The 22,472-nt window shown below is 67.4% G+C and carries 14 protein-coding genes; 1 reads left to right on the forward strand and 13 read right to left on the reverse strand.

All coding sequences use genetic code 11. The features are described from left to right. Positions 1-212 precede the first annotated feature (212 nt). A complete protein-coding gene (locus AB0I35_RS00400; RefSeq protein ID WP_357393023.1) occupies positions 213-776 on the forward strand; it encodes a Uma2 family endonuclease in 564 nt (187 codons plus the stop codon). Positions 777-1,358: 582 nt separating this feature from the next. On the opposite strand, the gene AB0I35_RS00405 is transcribed toward AB0I35_RS00400, so the two are convergent. The 13 genes from AB0I35_RS00405 to AB0I35_RS00465 form a co-directional block, all read right to left on the reverse strand. Then, positions 1,359-2,903, reverse strand: coding sequence for an acyl-CoA carboxylase subunit beta (locus tag AB0I35_RS00405; RefSeq protein WP_357393025.1), 1,545 nt, complete (start codon positions 2,901-2,903; stop codon positions 1,359-1,361). A 5-nt stretch (positions 2,904-2,908) separates the two neighbouring features. Continuing rightward, positions 2,909-8,077: a polyketide synthase Pks13 gene (gene pks13 / locus AB0I35_RS00410; protein ID WP_357394114.1), complete on the reverse strand. Its 5,169-nt coding sequence runs from the start codon at positions 8,075-8,077 to the stop codon at positions 2,909-2,911. Between the two features lie 132 nt (positions 8,078-8,209). Further along, positions 8,210-10,123 carry a long-chain-fatty-acid--AMP ligase FadD32 gene (fadD32, locus tag AB0I35_RS00415; RefSeq protein WP_357393026.1) on the reverse strand — a complete coding sequence of 638 codons (1,914 nt, stop codon included), beginning with the start codon at positions 10,121-10,123 and terminating at the stop codon, positions 8,210-8,212. A gap of 213 nt (positions 10,124-10,336) precedes the next feature. Next, complete coding sequence (locus tag AB0I35_RS00420) at positions 10,337-11,356, reverse strand: LLM class F420-dependent oxidoreductase (protein ID WP_067494879.1); 1,020 nt, start codon at positions 11,354-11,356, stop codon at positions 10,337-10,339. 153 nt (positions 11,357-11,509) lie between these two features. Next, positions 11,510-12,499, reverse strand: a complete 990-nt coding sequence (locus AB0I35_RS00425; protein ID WP_357393028.1) for a cutinase family protein — start codon at positions 12,497-12,499, stop codon at positions 11,510-11,512. Beyond that, positions 12,499-13,002: a DUF732 domain-containing protein gene (locus AB0I35_RS00430; RefSeq protein ID WP_357393030.1), complete on the reverse strand. Its 504-nt coding sequence runs from the start codon at positions 13,000-13,002 to the stop codon at positions 12,499-12,501. The genes AB0I35_RS00425 and AB0I35_RS00430 overlap by 1 nt, the downstream gene beginning before the upstream one ends. Positions 13,003-13,115: 113 nt before the next feature. Then, complete coding sequence (locus AB0I35_RS00435; protein WP_357394116.1) at positions 13,116-14,882, reverse strand: alpha/beta hydrolase-fold protein; 1,767 nt, start codon at positions 14,880-14,882, stop codon at positions 13,116-13,118. Between the two features lie 216 nt (positions 14,883-15,098). Beyond that, a complete protein-coding gene (locus tag AB0I35_RS00440) occupies positions 15,099-16,136 on the reverse strand; it encodes an alpha/beta hydrolase family protein (RefSeq protein WP_357393032.1) in 1,038 nt (345 codons plus the stop codon). Between the two features lie 333 nt (positions 16,137-16,469). After that, positions 16,470-17,528 carry an alpha/beta hydrolase family protein gene (locus tag AB0I35_RS00445; protein ID WP_357393034.1) on the reverse strand — a complete coding sequence of 353 codons (1,059 nt, stop codon included), beginning with the start codon at positions 17,526-17,528 and terminating at the stop codon, positions 16,470-16,472. 301 nt (positions 17,529-17,829) lie between these two features. Beyond that, on the reverse strand, positions 17,830-18,900 hold the full coding sequence (locus AB0I35_RS00450; RefSeq protein WP_067494891.1) for an alpha/beta hydrolase family protein: 1,071 nt from the start codon (positions 18,898-18,900) through the stop codon (positions 17,830-17,832). 157 nt (positions 18,901-19,057) lie between these two features. Continuing rightward, positions 19,058-20,920 (reverse strand): flagellar motor control protein ZomB, encoded by a 1,863-nt coding sequence (gene zomB / locus AB0I35_RS00455; protein ID WP_357394118.1) that lies wholly within the window; start codon positions 20,918-20,920, stop codon positions 19,058-19,060. 43 nt (positions 20,921-20,963) lie between these two features. Next, positions 20,964-21,896, reverse strand: coding sequence for a decaprenyl-phosphate phosphoribosyltransferase (locus tag AB0I35_RS00460; RefSeq protein WP_067494894.1), 933 nt, complete (start codon positions 21,894-21,896; stop codon positions 20,964-20,966). 26 nt (positions 21,897-21,922) lie between these two features. Beyond that, entirely contained in the window at positions 21,923-22,435 is a 513-nt protein-coding gene (locus AB0I35_RS00465; protein WP_067494988.1) for a phosphatase PAP2 family protein, read from the reverse strand. Between the last annotated feature and the right edge of the window lie 37 nt (positions 22,436-22,472).

Genomic DNA, 22,472 nt, shown 5'->3' on the forward strand with positions numbered 1-22,472 from the left:
GGCTTGATGCTGATGGGTGGTCGCGCATTGATGAGTATCGGCTGCGCGTTCTGTGCCCTTCCCTTGGTCCCTCCTCCCATTCGGTGCGGGTCCGACCGGTGAGTAAGTCGGCGAGGCCGACTCCCGCCCGAGTACCTCGAGCACTCCGAGTACCTCGAGTACACTGAACCGGCGGGATCGGGCCCGCTCAGAGGCGTCCGAGAGGAGCGTGCGTGACTGCCGAGACAGCGCCCGCGTGGATGCATGAGCAGATCACGGCGGAGGTCTACGACTCCTGGTCCGAAGAGCAGTGTGCGGGTATCGAGATCGTCGACGGGATGGTTGTAGTGGGCCCGAGCGCCTCCAAGCGCCACAACCGGTTGGCTCGTTTGCTGGCGAACGCGCTCGATGCAGCAGCGGGTAACGACTGGAACGCCGACACCGACTTCGACGTGCGGCTACAAGACGTCCCGCTGACCAACCGGCGACCGGACGTGGTGGTGTACCGAGCGGAAACTATCGACGTAAACCCCACCCGCCCCGAGCATGTCCTCCTCGTGGTCGAGGTCGTCTCCCCCGGCTCGGAAACGACGGATCGCGTGGTGAAAGTAGATCAGTACGCGAAGGCAGGAATTGCCTTCTATTGGCGAATCGAGCAGGCGGCAAACGGCATTCCAATCGTTTACACCTATGTCCTAGATCCGGCCACACGGACATACCGAACGGGTGAAATGTTCACCGGCACCGTCAAGTCCTCGATTCCGTTCCCGATGGAGATCGACCTCGGGAAAATCTAGACGTTCACGGGACTCAGTCGGCCCAGGCTTTCTGCGGCTCTGTGTCGAGGGTGATGCCGATCGGGGTCCGGAATGGTGACTTCGGAGCCGAACGGCTGGACCAGCACGCGTTCGTAGTCGCTGTCGACTGGATTACTACACACCACCACGCAACCCTTCTCCCCTCGATGAGCTCTAGCCGAAACACCTTCCGATATCCGACCGGCGACGCGATCGAGTTCTTCGAACTCATCGGTCGTCATGAGCGGGCTCACGCGCTGCGGATATGTCACGCGGTGGTTCTATCGGTCCGTCCGATCACTGAACAGCTGGTCCAAGTCGATGACGGCCCGCTGCTGCGGACGGTGTCATCGACGCGGTCATCGAACCAGCCACCCGCCTGCATACGCCAACGCGGGACACGACTACCCGAGCGCCTGGAGGTACTACAGAAAAAGCGGCTGGTCGGATAAGACACCGGAGCTCGACGTGGCAGACGTACCGGAGAGCGACAACGAGGACACCGAGCTCGGCAACGACGAGTAGTCAGCGCGAACACGACGCGCGCCGAAGCTGGAACCGGCGCTCCGGCGGACACGATGCTTACAACGGCAGGACGTGGTGTTTGCGGGGGTTGCGCTGGAGCTTCTTGTCCTGCAACAACTTCAGGGCTCGGCGGAGTTCGAGGCGGGTGGTTGCGGGTTCGATTACCGCGTCGATGAAGCCGCGTTCGGCGGCTACCCAGGGGGTGGCGATGTTGGCGTTGTAGAAATCGATCAGGTTTTGGCGGATGGCGGCGCGCTGGTCTTCGGGGGCGGCGGCGATCTGGGCGGCGCCGAGGAGGCTCACGGCGCCCTCGGCACCCATCACGGCGAGGCGGGCGGTCGGCCAGGCGAGGTTGATATCGGCGCCGAGCTGCTTGGAGCCCATCACCGCGTAGCCGCCGCCATAAGACTTGCGGACCACCAGGGTGATCTTGGGGACCGAGGCTTCCACGTAGGAGAACAGGAAGCGACCGCCGCGCTTGATGACGCCGACCTTCTCCTGTTCCACGCCGGGCAGGAAGCCGGGGGTGTCGACGACGAAGATCAGCGGGATCTCGAACGCGTCGCACAGGCGCACGAAGTGCGAGGCCTTGTCCGAGGCGCGCGCGTCGAGGGCGCCGGCCGAGGCCAGCGGCTGGTTGGCGACCACGCCGACGCTGCGGCCGTCGACCCTGGCGAAACCGGTGATGATGTTGGGTCCGGTGCCCGCGCTGATCTCCTTGAACTCGCCGTCGTCGAAGATGCGCAGCAGGATGTCGTACATGTCGTAACCGGCGTTGTCGGAGTCCGGCATGATCGTGTTCAGCTCACGATCGGAGTCGGTGATGTCGGGCTCGAGGCCCGGGTTCACGACCGGCGGGAGTTCCTGGCAGCTGCTCGGCATGTAGGCCAGGTACTCGCGGACCCACTGGAACGCGGCGGCCTCGTCGACGGCCACGTGGTGGATGTTGCCGTACTCGGCCTGTGTCTTCGCACCGCCGAGTTCCTCGAGGCTGACGTCCTCGCCGGTGACCTCTTTGATGATCTTCGGACCGGTGACGAACATGTGCGCCGACTCGGTCGCCACCACCACATCGGTGCAGATCGGCTGGTACACCGCGCCACCGGCGCAGTTGCCGAGGATCACCGACACCAGCGGCACCATGCCCGACAGCGGCTCCACATTGGTCGCCATCCACGCGTACCAGGCCAGCGAGCTGATGGCCTCCTGCACGCGCGCGCCACCGGAATCGTTGATGCCGACCAGCGGGATACCGACCTTGGCGGCGTACTGCATGATCCCGCACAGCTTGCGGCCGAACGCCTCACCGACCGAACCGCCGTACACGGTCTGGTCGTGCGAGAACACCGCGACCGGACGGCCGTCGACCTGTCCGTGTCCGACGACGACACCGTCGCCGTAGAGGGCGGTCGGGTCGCCGGGTTTGCGGACCAGCGCACCGATCTCGACGAAGGTGCCCGGATCCATCAGCATGTTGATCCGGTCGCGGGCACTCGGAATGCCCTTACGCGCCCGCTTTTCGATACCCTTCGCGCCCGCGGGCTCTTTGGCGAGCTCGAGCCGTTGGTTCAGATCGGCAAGCTTTTCGGCGGTCGTGCTCAACTAACTCAATCTCCCTTTGCGGAAATCGCGGCCAGCTTGGCGGCGAGGTCGGCACCGATCTGGCCGATCCGCGGTTCGTCGACGATCTGCAGGTGGTCGCCCGGAATGTGGACGATCTCCAGGTTGGGAATGTATTCGTCCCAGCCGCCGTTGGGGCGGCGGTCGGCAAAACGCGGCTCGAGCTGAATCATGCCGTCGTGGTATCGGTCGGCCAGGTACAGCACAGCGTCGCCGTCGTACCGCGAAGGCTGCGCCTTGGCAAGGTGACGGCTCTCGATCCACGAGGTGCGCTGATGCTCGAGCACGCCACCGGGAATCTTCGCGCCGGTGAGTTTCACCAGGCTGGCCACGATGTCGTACTGCTCCTCATCGCTGGCCGCTGCCAGTTGCTGCAGCTCCTCGTCGGGCAGTTCACCGTCGACGCCGTAGGTCGACTTCGCGAACTGCTGGTAACGCTTGATGCGGCGCATCCGCTCTTCGGAGCTGTTGTCTTCGTCCTGCACCGGCAACGCCAGGTCGATCAGACCGACAACACGCACATCGGCGCCCTCTTCACGCAGCAGCTGAGCGACCTGCAGCGACAGCACCGCACCGAGCGACCAGCCGTACAGCACGTACGGGCCGTTGCCCTGGATCTTGCGCAATTCGGGCAGGTACTGACGCGCACGCTCCTCGATGTCGCCTTCGACACGCTCGAAGCCGTACATCGGCGTATCTGCGGGCAGGCGCTTCAGCAGCGGCTCGTAGACCAGCGTGTTGCCACCTGACGGATGGAACACGAAGACCGGCACAGCATCCGAACCGTCGACGCGCGGACGCAGCGGACGCACGAAGCCATCCACTTCGGTGCTGCTGTCCTGCAGATTGCGCACGATCTCGGCGAGCTGCTCGATGGTTTCGCAATCGAGCACATCGTCGACCGTCACCTCGGCCTTGACCCGCTCCGAGAGCCGGGCCGCCATCTTCTCGGCGACGTCCTCTTCGAGAATCGGCAGGGTGTTGTAGACACCGCCGGGCGACGTGCCGGTGACCACGGCCCACGTGGCGTACGCGAGGCGCTCGGCCGCGTCACGTGGCGGAACGTTGTCCTCATCCACACTCGCGTCGGCGAAGTAGTCGATATCGGCAACGGCCGGCTCTTCCGAAACCGGCTCGGCCACAGCCGCATCGGTGGCAGGAGCATCGGAAACCGACTCTCCCGCAGCGCTTTCCGACGGAAGCTCAGCCCCGGCAGCCTTGGCCGCGGCCAACGGATCATCCCCCGCCGCGATAGCGGCCCGCGCCGCCTCGACGAAGTTCGCGTCGACCCCGAGCTCCACATCCTCGCCCGCGGCCCGCGCCGCGGCCTGCTTCTCCGCCATCGCCGCGACCTCGTCGCGGTGCTCGATCGCGTAGCGCAGCACCTTGGCCACCTCGTGCAGGCTGGCGTCGCGCACGGCCGACACCTGCAGCTGCGGGATGTCGAATTCGTATTCCACGCGGTTCTTGATGCGCATGGCCATCAGCGAGTCGAGGCCGAGTTCCATCAGGGGGATCTCCATGGGGAGGTCCTCGACGGCGTAGCCCATGGACTCGGCGACGATCACGCACAGTCGCTGCTCGACGGTCTCGCTGCCGTTGGGGTCCCAGCGGTCGCTGGTGGCGACGGCGATCTCGGCGGCCGAGGGCTCGGCCACCGGAACCGCGACGGGCGCGGCCGGTTCGGGCAGGACGGCACCGGAGGTGACGACCGCGTCGAACAGCAGGGTGAACCCGACCGGCGTCTTCGCGTGCACCTGCACCGACGCCCCACCCAGGTGGGGGGTCAGCGTGGTGGTGAGGGTGCCGGTGGTCGGCAGCTCGGCGTGCGGGCGCGTCACTGTGACGGCGACATCGGAAAGCACCTGCGCGGCAGCGGCCTTCACCAGGGCGGCGAGGTCGTTGACGGAGGCCGCCTGGACCTCCCAGGCGTGCCGGCCGTCGGGCATCGCGACGTGCGCGCCGGGCACGCGGGTGTTGCCCGAACCCGAGGACATCGTGACCTTCGGCCAGTACTCCTTGCGCACGAACGCGGTACGCGGGATATCGGCGTAATCACCTTCGGGCAGCAGCGAACTCAGGTTCACCGCGTGACCGTGCACGTAGAGCTGAGCGAGCGCGCCGATGACACCGGCCGACTCGTCCTCCTTGCGCTTCAAGGTCGGGATGAGCTGCGCGTCGTGCACACCGGCCGCGAAGGTGGTGCCCAGAACCTGCATCAGCGCAACGGAATTCGGCGCCAGCTCGAGGAACGTGGTGTGTCCGGTGTCGACGGCGGCCTTGATCGCGTTGGTGAAGTACACGCTGTGGCGCATGTTCTTCACCCAGTACGGCTCGTCGTGGATCGGGTCGGTGCCGGGCTTGAAGTACAGGCCTTCGTGCACGGTCGAGTACAGGCCGACCTTCAGCGACGTGGGCTCGATGCCCGCGAGTTCGGCGGCGAGTTCGCCGAGCAACGGATCCATCTGGGAGGTGTGGCCCGCGCCGCGGGTCGGCAGGATGCGGGCGAACTTGCCCATGCCCTCCACCTCGGCGACGATCTGCTCCACCTGATCGCGCGGACCACCGATGACGGTGTTCGTCGGCGCCGCGTACACCGCGCACTCCACGTCGGGGAAGCGCGGCAGCAGCTGCGCCACGTCGTGGGCGCTGAGTTCGACCAGTGCCATATTGCGCACGTCGTCCTCGGTGATCATCTGCTCGCCCTCGCCCATCAGGCGCGAGCGGGCGCAGATCACGCGCACCGCGTCCTCGATCGACAGACCGCCCGCGATGTAGGCGCCCGCGACCTCACCCATCGAATGCCCCACCACCGCGGCGGGTTCCGCGCCGTGTGCGCGCAGCACGGCGGCGAGGCCGAGCTGGATGGTGAAGATACCGACCTGGCAGGTGCCGACGTCGTAGTCCTGCTCGTCGTCGAGGAACATCTCGCGGATCGAGTAACCGGCTTCGTCCTGCACCAGCTCGTCGACCTCGTCGACCTTCTTGCGGAAGTTCGAGTTCTCGGTGTAGAGCTGCTTGGCCATCTTGCGGTGCTGGGAGCCGAAACCGGCCATCACCCACACCGGACCGTTGGACGCGGGCGAGTCGGCGGTGAACACACCGGCGCCCGGCTTGCCCTCGGCGATCGCGCGCAGACCGGCCACGGCCTCTTCGTGCGTCTTGGCGACGACCACACCGCGCGAACGCTGGTGGCTGCGCTTGGCCAGCGACCGGGCCACGTCGGCCAGCGGCACATCCTTGCCCGCGCCCTCGAGCCAGTCGGCGAGCCGGGCGGCGGCGCGCTTGCGGCGCGACGGCAGGTAGGCCGAGACGGCGAGGATCACCGGCAGCGGCTCGGCGCGGTCACCGTCCCACTCGAGCGGGGCGGGTTCGACGGCGGCCTCGGTGATCGCGACGGCCTCGGCCACCACATCGGTGGACTCGGCGCCCTCGCGCTGCTCGGCGACCTGCTCGGACGTCACGTCCTCGACGACCGGCTGCGAGGGCACATACTCCTGCAGCACCACGTGCGCGTTGGTGCCACCGAAACCGAAACCGGAGATACCGACGGTCGCCACGCCGCTGTAGCGGGGGAACTCGGTCGGCTCGTCGACGACCTTGAGGTTGGCCTGCTCGAACGGGATGTACGGGCTCGGGCCCGCGTAGTTGATGTTCGGCGGAATCACGTTGTGCTGGAACGACATCAGCACCTTGGCCAGGGCGGGTACGCCCGCACCGGATTCGAGGTGGCCGAAGTTGGTCTTCACCGAACCGAGCAAGGCGGGCTTGTCGGCCTCGCGGCCACGGCCGATGACGCGGGCCAGCGCGTCGGCCTCGATCGGGTCACCGATGGGGGTGCCGGTGCCGTGCGCCTCGATGTAGTCCACCGAGGAGGGCGCGATGCGCGCGTCGCGGTAGGCCGCGCGCAGCACGTCGACCTGGGCGTCGGGGTTGGGGGCGAACAGGCCGTTGGAGCGGCCGTCGGAGTTCACGGCGGAACCCTTGATCACGCCGAGGATGTTGTCGCCGTCGCGTTCGGCGTCGACGAGGCGCTTGAGCACGACAAGGCCCGCGCCCTCGGAACGGACCATGCCGTCGGCGTCGGCGGAGAACGCCTTGATGTGCCCGTCCTTGGCGACCGCGCCGTTCTGGTCGAAACCGAGCGTGATCACCGGGGCGAGGATCATGTTCACGCCGCCGGCGAGCGCCACGTCGGCCTCGCCGTCACGCAGCGCGCGCACCGCCTGGTGCACGGCGACGATGGTCGAGGAGCACGCGGTGTCGACGGTGATCGACGGGCCACGGAAATCGAAGAAGTACGAGACACGGTTCGCGATCACACCGGTCGACGCGCCGAGCAGGGCATACCCCTCGGCCGACACCGGCAGATCCGGATCACGGTCGCCCAGACCCAGCGAGGCGAGCAGCTGGAAATCGCTGGTCGAGGAGCCGACGAACACGCCGACCTTGCCGCCCTTGAGGTCACTGGCCGGAATACGCGCGTGCTCGAGCGCCTCCCAGGTGAGCTCCATCATCAGCCGCTGCTGCGGGTCGACCCGCTCCACCTCGACCGGCGACATCGCGAAGAACTCCGCGTCGAAGCCCTTCACCACGTCCTGGTCCAGATAGCCGCCCAGGGTGTTGCCCGCCTCGATGGCCGCCGCGACCGACGGATCGGCGCGGAACTCGTCCCAGCGGCCCTCGGGCAGCTCACGGATCGCGTCGCCGCGACCCATGATGAACTCCCAGGTCGACTCGGGGGTGTCGCCCGCACCCGGCAGCCGCGTCGACAGGCCGACCACGGCGATGTCGTGCGCCTCACCGGGGGCGAAGCTCGCGGTGTACTCGTCGGCCGACTCCTCGACCTCCTCCGGCTCACCGTTGACGATGATCTCGGCCAGCGACGCGATGGTCGGGTGCTGGTAGATCACCGTGGGCGCCAGCGAAACGCCGGTGCGGTCCTCGATGTCGCCGCCGAGGGCCAGCGCGTCGCGCGAGGCCAGCCCGAACTCCTCCATCGGCCGGTCGACAGTGATCGCGTCGATCGACTGACCGGTCGCCTCGGCCACCCAGCTACGCAGCCACTCGCGCAGTTCGGCGACCGAGAGCTCGCTCGTCGCGCCGACATCCGGAGTGCGGGGAGTGCCCTCGTTGTCATCGGGGGAGTTCGTCATCGCACCGCCGTCGTCGTGGGAGCCATCGTTGTCAGCCATCAATCCTCAAGCTACCTGTCTGCGTACAGGGCGCGCCGTGGAACCGACGCCCGGCACGCGTGCACCGGGCGTCGTCGGTCGTGTCGCGCCGAATTACTCTTCCGGTGCATCGGGGAAAGCCTGCTGGGTGTAACCACCGCGCAGCGTTCCCTCGAGGTAAGCGGCCTTGCAGGCGCGCCGGGCGATCTTGCCGCTGGACGTACGCGGAATGGAACCCGCCGGCACCAGCAGCACGTCGCGCGCGGTGACGCCGTGGCGCTGCGAGATCGCCGCACGCACCGCGTCGGCGATCGGGCCCGGGTCGGCCTTACCGGCGCCGGGACCGCGTTCGGCCACGATCACCAGCTGCTCGGAGGCGTCGTCGGCGTCGAACTTCAGGCCCGAGTGGCTGTCGGCGGCGAACACCTCGGCGGGCAGCTGGTTGGCGGGCACCGCGAAGGCGGCGACGAAACCGGGACGCAGTGCCGTCGAGGCCTCCTGGGCGGAGTACTCGAGGTCCTGCGGGTAGTGGTTGCGGCCGTCGACGATCACCAGGTCCTTCACGCGACCGGTGATGTACAGCTCGCCCTCGAAGTACACGCCGTAGTCGCCGGTGCGCATCCAGTCGGCGCCGGGCTCGGTGCCCTCGGTGTGCCCACCCGGCTGCGCCTGGGCGATCTTGTTGCGGAACGTCTTGGCCGACTCGTCGGGGCGACCCCAGTAGCCGATGCCCATGTTCTTGCCGTGCAGCCAGATCTCGCCGACCCGGCCGTCGGGCAGCTCACGGCCGCCCTTGGGATCGTCGATCGACTCGGGGTCGATGATCGCGGCCCACTGCGACAACCCGACGTAACCGCAGGAGACCTGCGCGATGGCGTTCGGCGCGGTCGGCTCGACCCGAACCATCCGGCCCGCGTTCAGCTCGTCGCGGTCGACGTAGATGTACTTGGCCTCGTCCTCGGACTTGGTCGCCGAGACGAACAGCGTCGCCTCCGCCATGCCGTAGCAGGGCTTGATGGCGGTCTTGGGCAGACCGAAGGGCGCGAACGCCTCGTTGAACTTCTTCATCGAGGACACCGTCACCGGCTCGGAGCCGTTGATCAGGCCGATCACGTTCGACAGGTCGAGCGACTCGCCGGCCTTCGGCACACCACGCGCGGCGGCGTGCTCGAACGCGAAGTTCGGCGCGGCCGCGAACGTACCGGCACCGTCGGAGACCGCGGCCAGCTCGTTGATCCAGCGCGACGGGCGGCGCACGAACGCGCTCGGCGACATGATGGTGATGAACTTGCCGCCGACGGCGGGCAGGATCACGGTCAGCAGGCCCATGTCGTGGAACAGCGGCAGCCAGGTGACGCCGCGCGAGTTCTCGTTCATGTTCAGCGACTTGATCATCTGCAGCAGGTTCGTCCCGACCGCGCGGTGCGTGATCTCCACACCGGCGGGGGTGCGGGTGGAACCCGAGGTGTACTGCAGGTAGGCGATGTCGTCGATCGCGGTGTCCGGGCGGACCCAGGAGTCACCGAGGGTGTCGGGGATCGCGTCGACGGCGATGATGCGCGGGCGCTGAGCGGCGGGCAGCGAACGGAAGAACTGGCGCACGCCTGCCGCCGAGGAGGTAGCGGTGAGGATCGCCGACGGCTCGCAGTCGCCGAGCACGGCGTGCAGCCGGTCGGTGTGGCCGGGCTCGTCGGGATCGAACAGCGGCACCGAGATGGTGCCCGCGTAGATCGCGGCGAAGAAGGAGATCACGTAGTCCAGGCCCTGCGGCGCGAGGATCGCGACCCGGTCGCCCGGGTTGGTCACCTGTTGCAGGCGAGCGGCCACCGCGCGCAGCCGAACTCCGAACTCCTGCCAGGTCAGCTCGTGCACCTCGCCGTCGCGTTCCCGCGAATAGTCGATGTAGCGGTACGCGAGCGTGTTCGCATCGTTACGGGTGTGCTTCTCGACGTGATCGACCAGGGTCCGACCCTCGGGAATAACGATGTTCCCGGTCTCGTCCAGGTAGTCGTCGAAAGTCTCTTCCATTCCTTCTTCTCCTCCGAGGCCGAGTCACCGGTGAATTCGTCCAACGCATTTCGACGTTGACGCCGGTGCGGCCACGACTCGCTATCGCCACCGGCCCCCGGAGCACGCCGGAGCATGCATCCTGACAACCTGCGGATTTTCGAGCGGTCTGCGCGGTAGACCGCTATCGGCTAGATGTTCTCAAACCAGAGTCATGTTACAGAGAACCCCCGCTCAGTCCTCCCGCAGCAGCGGAATGACAGGCGCGAACGCGTCCATCTGGGTGGGGAAGATGCCGACATACGACATCGACGTGAGTTCGCGCACACGCTTGATCTGTTCGGCGATTTCCTCGAACGTGCCGATCGCGACGTAGGGCGAGTTCAGAATATCTTCCACCGACAGTTCCACGTCGACCTCGAGGTCCGGGTGCAGGCCGCGATCGATCGCGCGTAGCGCCATCTCGGCGGTCTTCTCCCGGTCGTCGGTGATGACGATGGCGGTGATGGCCCAGTTCAGTTCGATGTCGGCGAACCGGTCACCGGCAGCGGCCTTGACGATGTTGACCTTCTCGATCGTCTTCTCGAGCGTGATGCCCGAGAGCAGGCCCTTGCCGTTCTTGGTCGTCTGCGGCACCACCGAGACGATGTCGGCGTGCTTGGCCGCCAGGGCGAGCATCTTCGGTCCGCCACCACCGGTACACAGCGGCGGACGCGGGCCCTGCCTCGGGCGCGGCGTGCCCTTGATGCCGCGCACCTGGTAGTGCTTGCCCTCGAAGTTGCATTCCTGGCCGCGCAGCAGCGTGTCGAGGATCGTCAGCGACTCGTCGAGCTTCTCCAGGCGCACGCCGGGACGCTCGTACGGAATGCCCGCGTTCTCGAACTCTTCCTTGATCCAGCCCGCGCCGACGCCGACTTCCAGCCTGCCCTTGGACAGCACGTCGATGGTCGCCAGGTCCTTGGCGAGCACGACGGGATGGCGGAATCCGTTGGCCAGCACCGAGGTGCCGAGCCGGATCTTGCTCGTGGCCTGCGTGAGTGCGCCCAGCGCGGCGATCGGGCCGATCTGGTCACCCAGGTGATCGGGCACGACGAACGTGTCGTAACCCATCTCCTCGGCTTCCTGTGCCGTCTGGACGAACTTGCGCGCGCCACCCTCCTGCTTGTTGCCCTCGCCCGCCGCGGCGAAACGGAACGGACGCAGCGGCGTACCCAGCGCGGTCAACTCACCGACGGGTGCCCCAGCTTCGGTCATGAACTCTTCGCTCCTGGCTCTCCGGTGTGTTCGGGCGCAATCACCAGCGCACTTTACAGCGTGCGAGCGAACAGTACTGCGGATGTCACAGCGAGGCATGAACCACGCCAAACATGGCGGCCCTGTGACTGTGACAACCTCGTCTTGCGAAACTCAGGAATGCGGTGGATGGGGGGCGTTCTGGATGAGCTCGCTCGCCCAGTTCACCGTCCACTGGGTGGCGGTGGTGCCCTGCCCGTCGACGGTATTCGTGGCGTAGAGGGCGTGTACCGGATTGCCCGCCGACCTGATCAGCGCCGCGAGACTGCCGAGCGCGTTCACCGGATTGAGAGCTTCGCGCGGCGCGTCGCAGATCATGTCGCCGGGTGCGCAGATGGAGAACACCTTCGGTGCCAGCTCACCGAAACCCCCCTCACGCGGGCCGGTCATCGTGATGCCCGGCACGTTCACCCCACGCAACGCGACTTCGGCACCCTCACCCGCGGGTGGCGGGTCGCCGATCTCGGTCGGCTGGCCGGGGCCGGTGTTCGCGGTGCGGCGGCCGTCGGCGATCACGGTGACGCCGAGTACCCGGTCGGCGGGAATCGGGCCATTGCCCGCGCCGATCTGGGCGGCCACGTCACCAGCGATCACCGCGCCCTGGGAGAACCCGGCGATGACATAGGTGGTGAGCGGGCACTGCTGGTGACGCTGGGCCAGGATGTCGGTGGCCCGCGCGGTGCCCTCGGTGCGGCTGTTGTTGTAGGAGGCCTGACCGTCGGGCGGGATGGCGATCGGGTTGGAGAACTGTGCCACGTAGGGCACGGTGTACACCTCGAGCCGGTTGTCCGGGAACTGGGCGCGCAGCGGATTGGTGATGCTGAGCATCAGCGAGATCGGATTGGCCGTGGGGTTGTACGGGTCGTCGTTGCTTGCCGACTCCCAGGTACCGGGAATCGACAGCAACATCACATCGGGACAGTCCGCCGACTGCGACGTCGGTGGCGGGGGCCCGGGCGGCGTCGGCCCCGGCTCACGCAACCGGCCCGCGAGCAGGTACCACAGCAGCACGATGACGATGATCGCCAGGATGAGCAGCGCGAGTACCGTCAGACACCCCGCAGGCCAGAACCTGCGGGTACGTCGCGTCGGTCGGGGATTCATCAGCAGTAGGTGGAGTTCGCGGCCGCGATGTAGATCTCGGCGGCCTTGTTGACGTCCATCTTGGCCGGGTCGAACGCGGCATCGGTGCCCGCCATCGCGGCGACGAAGGTGGCGATGTCGGCGTCACTGGCGCCGGTGCTCTTCGCCGAGCAGATGTAGGTGGCCGCGGTGATCGCGCTGGTCTGGTCGGCCGGGTGGATGCCGTTCTTCGCCAGCTCGTCGAGGAACGCCTTGTCCTTGCCCGCGGCCGGGGTCTGCTCGACGGTCGGCGCGATCTGCGGCTGCTCGGGCGCCGAGGTCTCGGACTCCGGCGCCGCCGAGGTGGTGTCCTCGGCCGCCGAGGTGGCGGGAGCCTGCGTGGTCGCCGACGCGGCGGCGCTCGCACTCGACGACAGGGTCGGTGTCTGCGAGGCGGTCGAGTCGTTGTCGCCGCAGGCGGACAGCAGGGCGACGGCCGCGAGGGCCGCGACCGATCCGGCTACCTTGCCAGGGATCCGATGCATGAAGATGTCTTTCCTCGATCGTTAGTCAGGGGAGCGGTCGCTGCCAAGGCTAGCCGGACACACGGGTGGTCCGGGCGCCCCGGCACGAACCTCAGCGAGTTCTCAGCCCGAGCTCACACACCATGCACTTCTGATCTGCCGTCACGCACCACGATGAACCCGGTCTGAAAGTTCTGCTGCACACCACCCGGAACGGTGAACTCGTCGCTCACCGGGTACCCCAGACGGCCGTTCTCGAAGCCCTGTGCGGCCCAGGCGTCGGCCAGCGGGCCCGGTCGCACGGCGAAGGCACCCGAGAGCGGGCTCCAGTAGATGGTGCCGCCCTCGAACCGGGTGGCCCGGCCGAAGTCCTTCAGCGGCAGCTCACCCGACACCGGGAACCCCAGCGGGCTGTTCTCGAATCCGAGTTGGGCGTACTTGTCGAGGATGAAGCCCTCCACGCGGTGCGCGCCGGTGGCGGCGCTGTGGAACATGGTGCCGTGCTCGAAGGCCTGCACCGCGCCGTCACGGCTGGGCGTGCGCGCCTCGGCGGCCAACGGGTAGCCCGCGGGCCCGCCCTCGAAGCCCTGCCTGCCCCATTCCTCGAGGAAGGCGCCGCGCACCACCTGCGCGCCGGTCTGCGGCGTCCAGTAGATCGAGCCGCCCTCGAAGGTCTGCATGCGGCCGCGCCCGTCGGGCAGGCCGTGCTCGTCGCCGGTCGGCAGCCCCAACGGCGAAGCGGCACCGCCGATTCCGGCATACGTGCCGCCGATCCGGCCGCCGACGGCATGGGTGCCGGTCGCGGCCGAATGGAACACCCGGCCGTTCATGAAGTCCTGCACCACCCCGGCGCCTGCCGCGTACTCCCCCGTGACGCACCCGCCGAGCCAATTCGCCACCTGCACAACCGAACCGATCGCCCCGCCCGCCGCGCACTGCGCCCCGCCGGGCTCCGTGCCGAGCGCGGCCGCGGCTTGCGGCCACGACTGACGCATCTCGAAATCCCAGTACGGCCACGAATGTGTGCCCGCCGGACGGTAATTCGCCTGCACCGGGATCGCCAGCTTCTCCAGCTTGGTCACGAAATTCTGCGTCGACAGGCGCGAGAGGATCTCCAGCCCGGTGCCCGCCCAGTTCTCGCTCAGCAGCGGGATCTCCCCCGCCTGATCGTGGCTGCCCGCCAGCCCGCTGCCACTCGAGACGTACATGCTCACGCCTTTGAGCTTCTCGGCGAGCAGGTAGGGATCGTGGGCCGCCCACTCCGGGCTGCCGGGTGGACCCCACATGGCCGAGGACTCGAACCCGCCCGCGTCGCGCACCGCGAATTCGATCGCCTGTGGCATGCCGAGCGTCGTCGTGGTGAGCAGGCCCGAGTACGAGGCCACGTATTTCATCAGGCCGGGATTGCGGCCCGCCAGGTTCATCGCGGCCGTGCCGCCCATCGAAAGCCCCTGGACGCCACGCACATCCGTCGTACGCCAATCGCGTTCGAGCACCGGCGGAAGTTCCTTGGTGAGGAAGGTCTCCCACTTGTACACATGGCCGTTGTTGGGTTCGAGCCAATCGGAGTAGAAGCTGGACTGACCGCCCACCGGCAGCACCACGTTCACGTTCTTGTCGGCGTAGAAGCCCTCGGCGTCGGCGTCTTTGGTCCAGCCGTTCTCGTCGTCCTGGGCGCGCAGGCCGTCGAGCATCAGCATCATCGGGAACGCGGCGTCGGGGCGGGCGTGCCAGTCGCGGGCCAGCAGCATCTGCACCTGGATGGGGGTGTTCATGGCGGGCGAGAAGACCGTCAGGGCCACCCGTCGGTCCGTCAGCCACTCCACCCGTTGCACCGACGCCACCGCGGCCTGCGCGGGCGTGGGAACGGTGAGTGTGGGGCACAGCAGGGCGGCGGTCATGGCCGCGATTCCGAGGATCCGCCGAATCGGCGCCCGGAGACGATGTTTCTGCAACACGCGCGACCTCCTATCCCCACCCTGGGACACAGCCTCCGTCACGTTGTACCGCAGTACCGGCCGATAACCGGGGAAGACACGCGAAGCGCCCGCACAGCAAAAAGACCGGCCCACCCTGCGGGTGAGCCGGTCTTCTCAGCGTTGCTGCGCGGAAACTACTCAGGCACCGAGCGCGCCGAGGATCTGCGGGCGCGCCTTCCACAGCTGGTCTTCCCAGTACTTCCACGAGTGGGTACCGGTGGCCGGGAAGTCGAAGGTGGCCGGGATGCCGAGGCTGGTCAGACGGCGCTGGAACGCCAGGGTGCTCACGAACGAGATGGCCTCGATGCCCATCGCGTTGGCGGTGTTGTACACCCCGCCCAGACCGGCCGGACGATCGTGCTGACCGGGCAGGCCGTTGGCCGAGGAGATGAACATCGGCAGACCACGCAGCTCCGGCGCGAACACCATCGGGTCCATCCGCAGCCACGCCGGGCTCCACGGAGCGGCCATGGAGTCGACGTTGAAGCGGCCCGCGTCGAGCATCATCACGCGGATGGCCTCACGCATGCCGGGGGCACCCCAGTTCAGCGGGCCCGACAGCGAGGAAGCGTGCTTGAACTGGTCGCGGTGCAGGGCGGCCAGGCGCAGCGCGGCCGGACCCGACATCGACAGGCCGAGCACCGCGTTGTTGTGGCGGGAAACGCCGTAGCCCTCGAGGAAGGCGGGCAGCTCTTCGGTGAGGAAGGTTTCCCACTTGTAGGTGGTCTTCTGACCGTTGGTGTTGGACGCGGCGGTCCAGTCGGCGTACCAGCTGGACTGGCCACCGACCGGCATCACCAGGGTGACGTTGTCGTTGGCGAACTGCTGCATCGCGTTGGTCTCGAAGGACCAGGCGTTGCGGTCGTCGCGGGCGCGCAGACCGTCGAGCAGGTACAGCGCGGCGTTGCCGCCGTTGCGGGCCCACTGGACCTGGACCTTCACCGGACCCATCTTCGACGGGACCATCAGTTCTTCGTAGCCACCCGCGGGCGCACGCAGTGCGACACCCGGAACCGGCGCGGCGAACGCAGTCGGGGCCGCCGCACCCGCGGCGATCGGCAGCACGAGGGCTGCTGCGCCGACAGCTAGAATTCGATTACGCCAACCACGAGGTGCTGTGCCCCGGGAGGTACCCGGCTGGTCACCCTTCGGCGCGACGGCCTTGCCGAAACGCATGTGAATTCCGCTCTCTTTCTGCTGTTATGGCATGCCAGACACGTCGGTGCCGACAACCGGATCCCGACACTCCGGTCGTCAGAAGAGATGAAACAACGATCTGGTCACACTTACGCTCGCTGGAGGATATTCGACCGGCGAATTAACTGCAAGGGCAGGGATATTGGCGGCTGGCGCCGCTGGGGTTTTCGGCCCTGAGGGCCTCGCACCCGAAGGGCGATACTGCGCCTGCGGCGTTACGTCTCGCCCTTCGGGCGCGAGGCGGCCGAAAACCCGCTGTTGTCCGGACACACGAAACCGGCGCCGAAAAGTTCGGCGCCGGTTCATGTTTTGTCAGCCGATATTGTTCGACAGGTCCGGGATCATGCGCAGGGCCTCATCGTTCCAAGTGTTCCAGGCGTGGATGCCGAAGGGCGGGAACGAGTAGGTGACATTGCGCGCGCCGAGGGTGGCCATGCGGACTTCGAAGGCGCGAGTGTTCGCCAGTGCCAGCGCTTCCAGCGCCATTCCGTTGACGGTGTTGATGTTCGGCCCGTCGGAACTGGTCGGCAAGCCTGAGCCCGCCGCTATCCACAGGCGGGTGTTGTTGCGGACCAGGTTGGGCGCGAACACGAACGGGTCCATCCGCAGCCACTGTGGGCCCCACGGCGGGGCCATGGAGTCCACGTTGTAGCCGCCCGCGTCGATCATGCCGAGGCGGATGGCCTCACGCATACCGGGCGCGGAGATGTTCAGGTAACCCGAGTAGGCGCCCGCGAAGGAGAACTGGTCGGGGTGGTAGGCGGCGAGCGTGAGCGCCGCCGAACCGCCCATCGACAGGCCGAACACGCCGTTGCGGGTGCGGCTGAAGCCGAGGCGGTCGCCGAGCGCGTTGGGCAGCTCCCTGGTGAGGAAGGTTTCCCACTGGTACCGGTAGCTCTTACCCGGTCCGCCGGCGAACGCGTCGATCGCGCCGGAACCGGTGGCCGGACCGGTGCCGGGCACACCGAAGAAGCTGCTCGGAGAATTCCAGTCGGCGTAGAAACTCGACATTCCACCGACCGGCATCACCACGTTGATATCGGCCCGCGCGAGCGCGTTGGGGATATCGGTCTCGATTTCCCAACCGTTGAGATGTTCGGGGGCACGCATACCGTCGAGGACATAGACCACTCGATTGGTGTTGCCGTTGGCCGCGCGCAGAATGCGCGTCTTCACCGGGCCCATGCCGGAATCGACCCAGAAGTCGAACGCGGCCGGGTTGAAGCCCGCGGCGGCCGGGGCGGCGGCGCCACCGACGGCCGTGGTGAGCGGGACGAGCAGAGCCATGGATACGCCCGCGGCCCATCGCCGCACCCACGATCCGCGGGTTGCGGTCTTCACGGGTCCACGCTCGCGGCGCAGTGTTCGCATTCGACTAGACCTTTCTCGGCAGACCGATAGCGCAAACCCCGAGCTACGCAGTCGGATTCCTCATCGGGCGCCGAAATGTGATCGAACCAGGGCAAAACGGACGATTCAACCTCGACGCATGCTCACTGAGTATCAAACGCTTCACGAACGCTTACATGTTGCTGGAAAGTGACCCGCAACACAACTCTCGGTGATCTGTCGCACATGATTCGTCACCGTCTTTGTCTCGGATCGTGACGCGAAAGCACAAAACCGCCCGGGTGCGAATGCACCCGGGCGGTTTCGCGTGAAACCAGCCGACTCAGCCGATGTTGGCCGAAAGGTCGGGGATCATTCGGTTGACTTCGGCCTCCCAGTTGCGCCAGTTGTGCACGCCGGTGATCGGGAAGTCGAAGGTGGCGTTGCCGCCGCCGAGGGTGGCCATGCGGACCTGGAAGGCCCGGCTGTTGACCATCGCGAGCAGTTCCAGCGGAACACCCTGCACGATCTCCATCGGGTTGGACACATCGCCCGCACCGGGGATACCGCTGGCGGCCGAGACCCAGATGCGGGTGCCGTTGGCCACCAGTCGCGGCGCGAAGACGAACGGGTCCATGCGCAGCCACTGCGGGCCCCACGGCGGCGCCATCGCGTCGATGTTGAAGGCGCCCGCGGAGATCATGGCGGTGCGCATCGCCTCACGCATACCCGGCGCGGAGATGTTCAGGTAGCCGGAGAACGAACCGGCGTAGCTGAACTGGTCGGGGTGGTAAGCGGCCAGGGTGAGGGCGGCCGAGCCACCCATCGACAGGCCGAAGACGCCGTTGTTGTTCGGGTTGAAACCGAGCCTGCTCGACAGCGCGTTACGCAGGTGGGTGGTCAGGAAGGTTTCCCACTTGTAGGTGTTCTTCTTGCCCGCCACCTGGGCCGGTGCGATCGACGAACCGGTCATCGACGACCCGGTGGCCGCCGAACCGGTGGAGCTACCGCCCGAACCGGCGTCGAGACCGAAGAAGTTGCTCGGCGCGTTCCAGTCCGCGTAGAAGCTGGACTGGCCGCCTACGGGCATCACGACGTTGATGTTGGCCGCGGTCAGCGCGCGGGCGACGTTGGTGTCGATTTCCCAGCCGTTGAGGTCGTCGCGGGCACGCATACCGTCGAGCGCGTAGACCACGCGGCCGGTGTTGCCGTCCGCGGCGCGGAAGATCCGCGACTTGATCGGGCCCATTTCGGAGTCGACCCAGAAATCGAAACCACTGGGATCGAATGCCGCCGTCGCGGTGCCGGTGGGACCTGCCACCGACGCCCCGAGCGGCAGCACGATCGCCAACGAAACCAGCACCGACCGCTTGAGCCAGCCGGCTCCCCTGGTTCTCAGACGTCCGCCACGCATTCTGTGTTGGGCCTTTCCTCGTGCGGTTCGCGCGGAACCGCGGTTGCAATGACCGCCGACTGACATCCGGCACACCAGTGCGCCGACGGAAGATCCTCGTTGACCCTATCGCTACATCGATAGCCTGGCGTTACCAAAAAGTAATTATGTGATCGATTCAGCGCTGTGGCTCGGGGTAGGGGTTGACCAACCCACACCGCTGGATCTCATACTTCGGGACGCGGTCGATGCGGTACTTCGCGAAGGTCATCGCATTGCGGAGGTTGTGCTTGAACCGATCGAAGGTGAGCGGGTCGCGCACGGAGATCATCAGGGCCTGCGTTTCGGGGCACGACATGGCGGTGCGTGCCTGGGTCACCCACTTCTCGTCCATGAACCACGGCATCCACGGATGGATGTCGACCATGCCCGAATCGACGACAACCCAGTCGGGGTACAGGCTCTTGTCGTGGCCGATGCGGCCGTCGACGAGCCGGTCCGAATGCGCGGCCAGCGGGTAGGCCAGGCCCATGGGGTCGATGACGCGCACGCTCAGCGGCACGTTCATGCTGGTCATGCCGAGGTTGAGGAAGTACACGGTGTGCCCGGCGCCGCCCTCGGGGATGGGCTGCGGCGGCGGGTCGAGGTACCAGAAGGTGAACGACGGCGAGTTCAGCAGCAGGCCGCCGTTGGGGTTGTTCGCGATGTCGTCGACCATGGCCCGCATGCGCGGGTAGTCGAGGTAGTCCTCGGCGCGGATCGGGTGGTCGTGACCGGTGTTGAGCACGTAGTACACGCGCTCGTCGACGATGCCCGAGGCGCTGATCTTGGTTCCGGTGGTGATGGCGGTGGTGCTCGCCGCGTACAGCGACCAGCCCGCCGTGCCGAGCAGCGCGACGAGCAGCACCGCGAACGACCAGTCCCTGGCCGCGAACGCCCGCACCGGGATGGGGACGACGGCCACCGGGAGCAGCAGCAGGAACAGCTGGGTGAGCAGCATCCGGCCGTGCATGAAGTCACCGCCCACGCGCACCGCGTACACAGTGAGCAGCACACCGCTCACCAGCACCATCACTACGACCGCGCTCGGCGAACGGAACCACGCGCGAATCGCGGCGATCGACCAGGTGGGCTTCACCCGGAACCCGTGCGCCATGGCGGCGAGCACGCCGGCGACCAGCAGGACGAGCAGCGGGATCCACAGGTAGTAGGGCCCGACCAGATCGGCCAGGTACTTCAGGCCCTGGCCCCACTTGGCACCGCCCGCGTCCTTGGCGACGGCGGTGTTGGGATAGGGCAGGCCGTAATAACCCATGCGCCAGATCTGGTAGGCGACTGGGACCAGCCCGGCGACGAGAACGATCAGCACGCGCAGCGCCACCGGCCCGAACCGGAACTGCGGCATCGGCGCGAGGAAGATCATGCCGAGCGCGAGCACCCCGATCAAGGTGGCCTCGGGCCGGACAAGCGGTGCGAGACCGGCCAGGAACACCAGCCCGAGCAGGCCGGGAACCCGCACGAGGGCGGCTTGGCTCCACCGGATCATCAGCCACCACAGCAGCCCGACCCAGCAGATCACCAGGCCGCTCTCCAGCCCGGAGGTGGCGTAGTCACGGGCGGGCGGCAGCGCGATGTAGACGAGCACACCCGCCGGGATCAGCAGCTGACCGGTGCTTCCGCCCCACAGCCGCGCGGTGCCGAGCATGGCGAACACCATCGCGAGCACCGAGACGACGAGGGCGACACCGAGCACCACGTATTCGAGCCTGGCCTGGGTGACCCAGCTGAAGAACCAGACGATGTAGGTCCAGGCGGTACTGGTATTGGTTTCGACCCGCTCGTCCATGTTGAAGACCGGGCCGTTGCCCGCGAGCAGGTTGCGCACTGTGCGAAGGACGATGAGCCCGTCGTCGGCGATCCAGCGCCGCTGCCAGGCACCGATCGCGAACAGCGCAGCGGTGAGCACGACCCCACCGACGAATGTGGCCCGGGACGCGGCTGCGAAACGCGCGGCCGGGCGCGCCTTTTCGGCGCTGCCCAACCGTTCGTCTTCAGATGTTTCCCGCTCCGCTACCACGATCTCGTCAGGTGAGATAGACAGCGACACCTACCGCTCCGATCCAGGCAATAGCGAGGAACTGCAGGATGCGGTCCCCCAGCGCGATCTCTTCGGGTTCACCGGCCTCGCCACCATCGACGTCGACCGCGTAACGCAGGACTGCGATGGTAAACGGCACCATCGAGATCGCGTACCACTGGGTGTCACGGGCCTCGCCCTGCTGGAACGCCCACAGTCCGTAGAACACCACGAGCGCGGTGGCCGCGAGCGTCCAGACGAAGCGCAGGTAGGTCGGGGTGTAGTACTGCAGCGACTTGCGGATCTTGGCGCCCGTGTCGAGCGCGATCTGCAACTCGGCGTAGCGCTTGCCCGCCGCCATGAACAGCGAACCGAACGCCATGATCAGCAGGAACCATTGCGACAGTTCGATATCCGCGGCCGCGCCACCGGCGATGGCGCGCAGCAGGAAGCCCGAGGAGACGATGCAGATGTCGAGCACGGCCTGGTGCTTGAGCCCGAGGCAGTACGCCAGCTGGATGCCGATGTACACGGCCATCACCACGGCGAGGTGCCACGACGCGAGGAACGAACCGGCGATCGAACCGACCAGCAGCACGGCGGCCAGCGCGTAAGCCAGGTTGACAGGAACGACGCCCGCCGCGATCGGCCGGAACCGCTTGGTCGGGTGGGCGCGGTCGGCCTCGACATCGAGCGAGTCGTTGACCAGGTAGATGCCCGACGCCGCCATGCAGAACACGACGAACGCGATCGCCACATGCGCGAGGATCCCCAGGTCGCTGACGGCTTCGGGGCCCGCGGCGAGCGGCGCGGCGAGCACGAGCACGTTCTTGACCCACTGACGTGGGCGAACGGCCTTGACGAGCCCGCCGGCCAGGGTCTTCGGCGGGCCCTTCACAGCAGCCTCGTCCAGGACGGCGGCGGACGGTTCTTCGCTCATCTCAGCCAGAGTTCTTTCGGTAGCGGTCACGGGCGGCGTCTCTTTTCGGCGGCGAGCACAGCGGCGGCCGACGCGGCCCCCAGTGCGGAACCGGCGAGCACATCGGAAGGGTAATGCACCCCGAGCACGACCCGGGACAACAGCATCGGTGGCACGAGCACCGCAGGCAAGGGTAGCCCCGTGAGCCTGCCGAGCAACACCGCCGCCGCCGTTGTGGAGGTCGCGTGCGAGGACGGGAAGCTCAGCTTGCTCGGCGTCGACACGTTGACCTGCACCGACGGATCGTTCGGGCGCGGGCGGCGGACGATGCGCTTGATGACGATCGAGGCCGCGTGCGCGCCGACGGCGCCGACGGCCACGCCCGCCCACTGACGGCGGCGCGGCTTGTCGACCAGCCAGCCCGCCGCCGCGATGCCGACCCAGCCGAGCGCGTGCTCACCGAAGTGCGACATCGCCCGGGCGGCCGACACGACGGCCGGGTTGGTGCCGATGGTGCCCTGCACGGCGTTGAGGATCGCGACCTCGACGGGCACCTCCACGTACTCGCCACTGCACGCGCAGTCGCCGCCGCAGCCC

Source organism: Nocardia sp. NPDC050378 (genome assembly GCF_040655675.1).
Lineage (GTDB): Bacteria > Actinomycetota > Actinomycetes > Mycobacteriales > Mycobacteriaceae > Nocardia > Nocardia coubleae.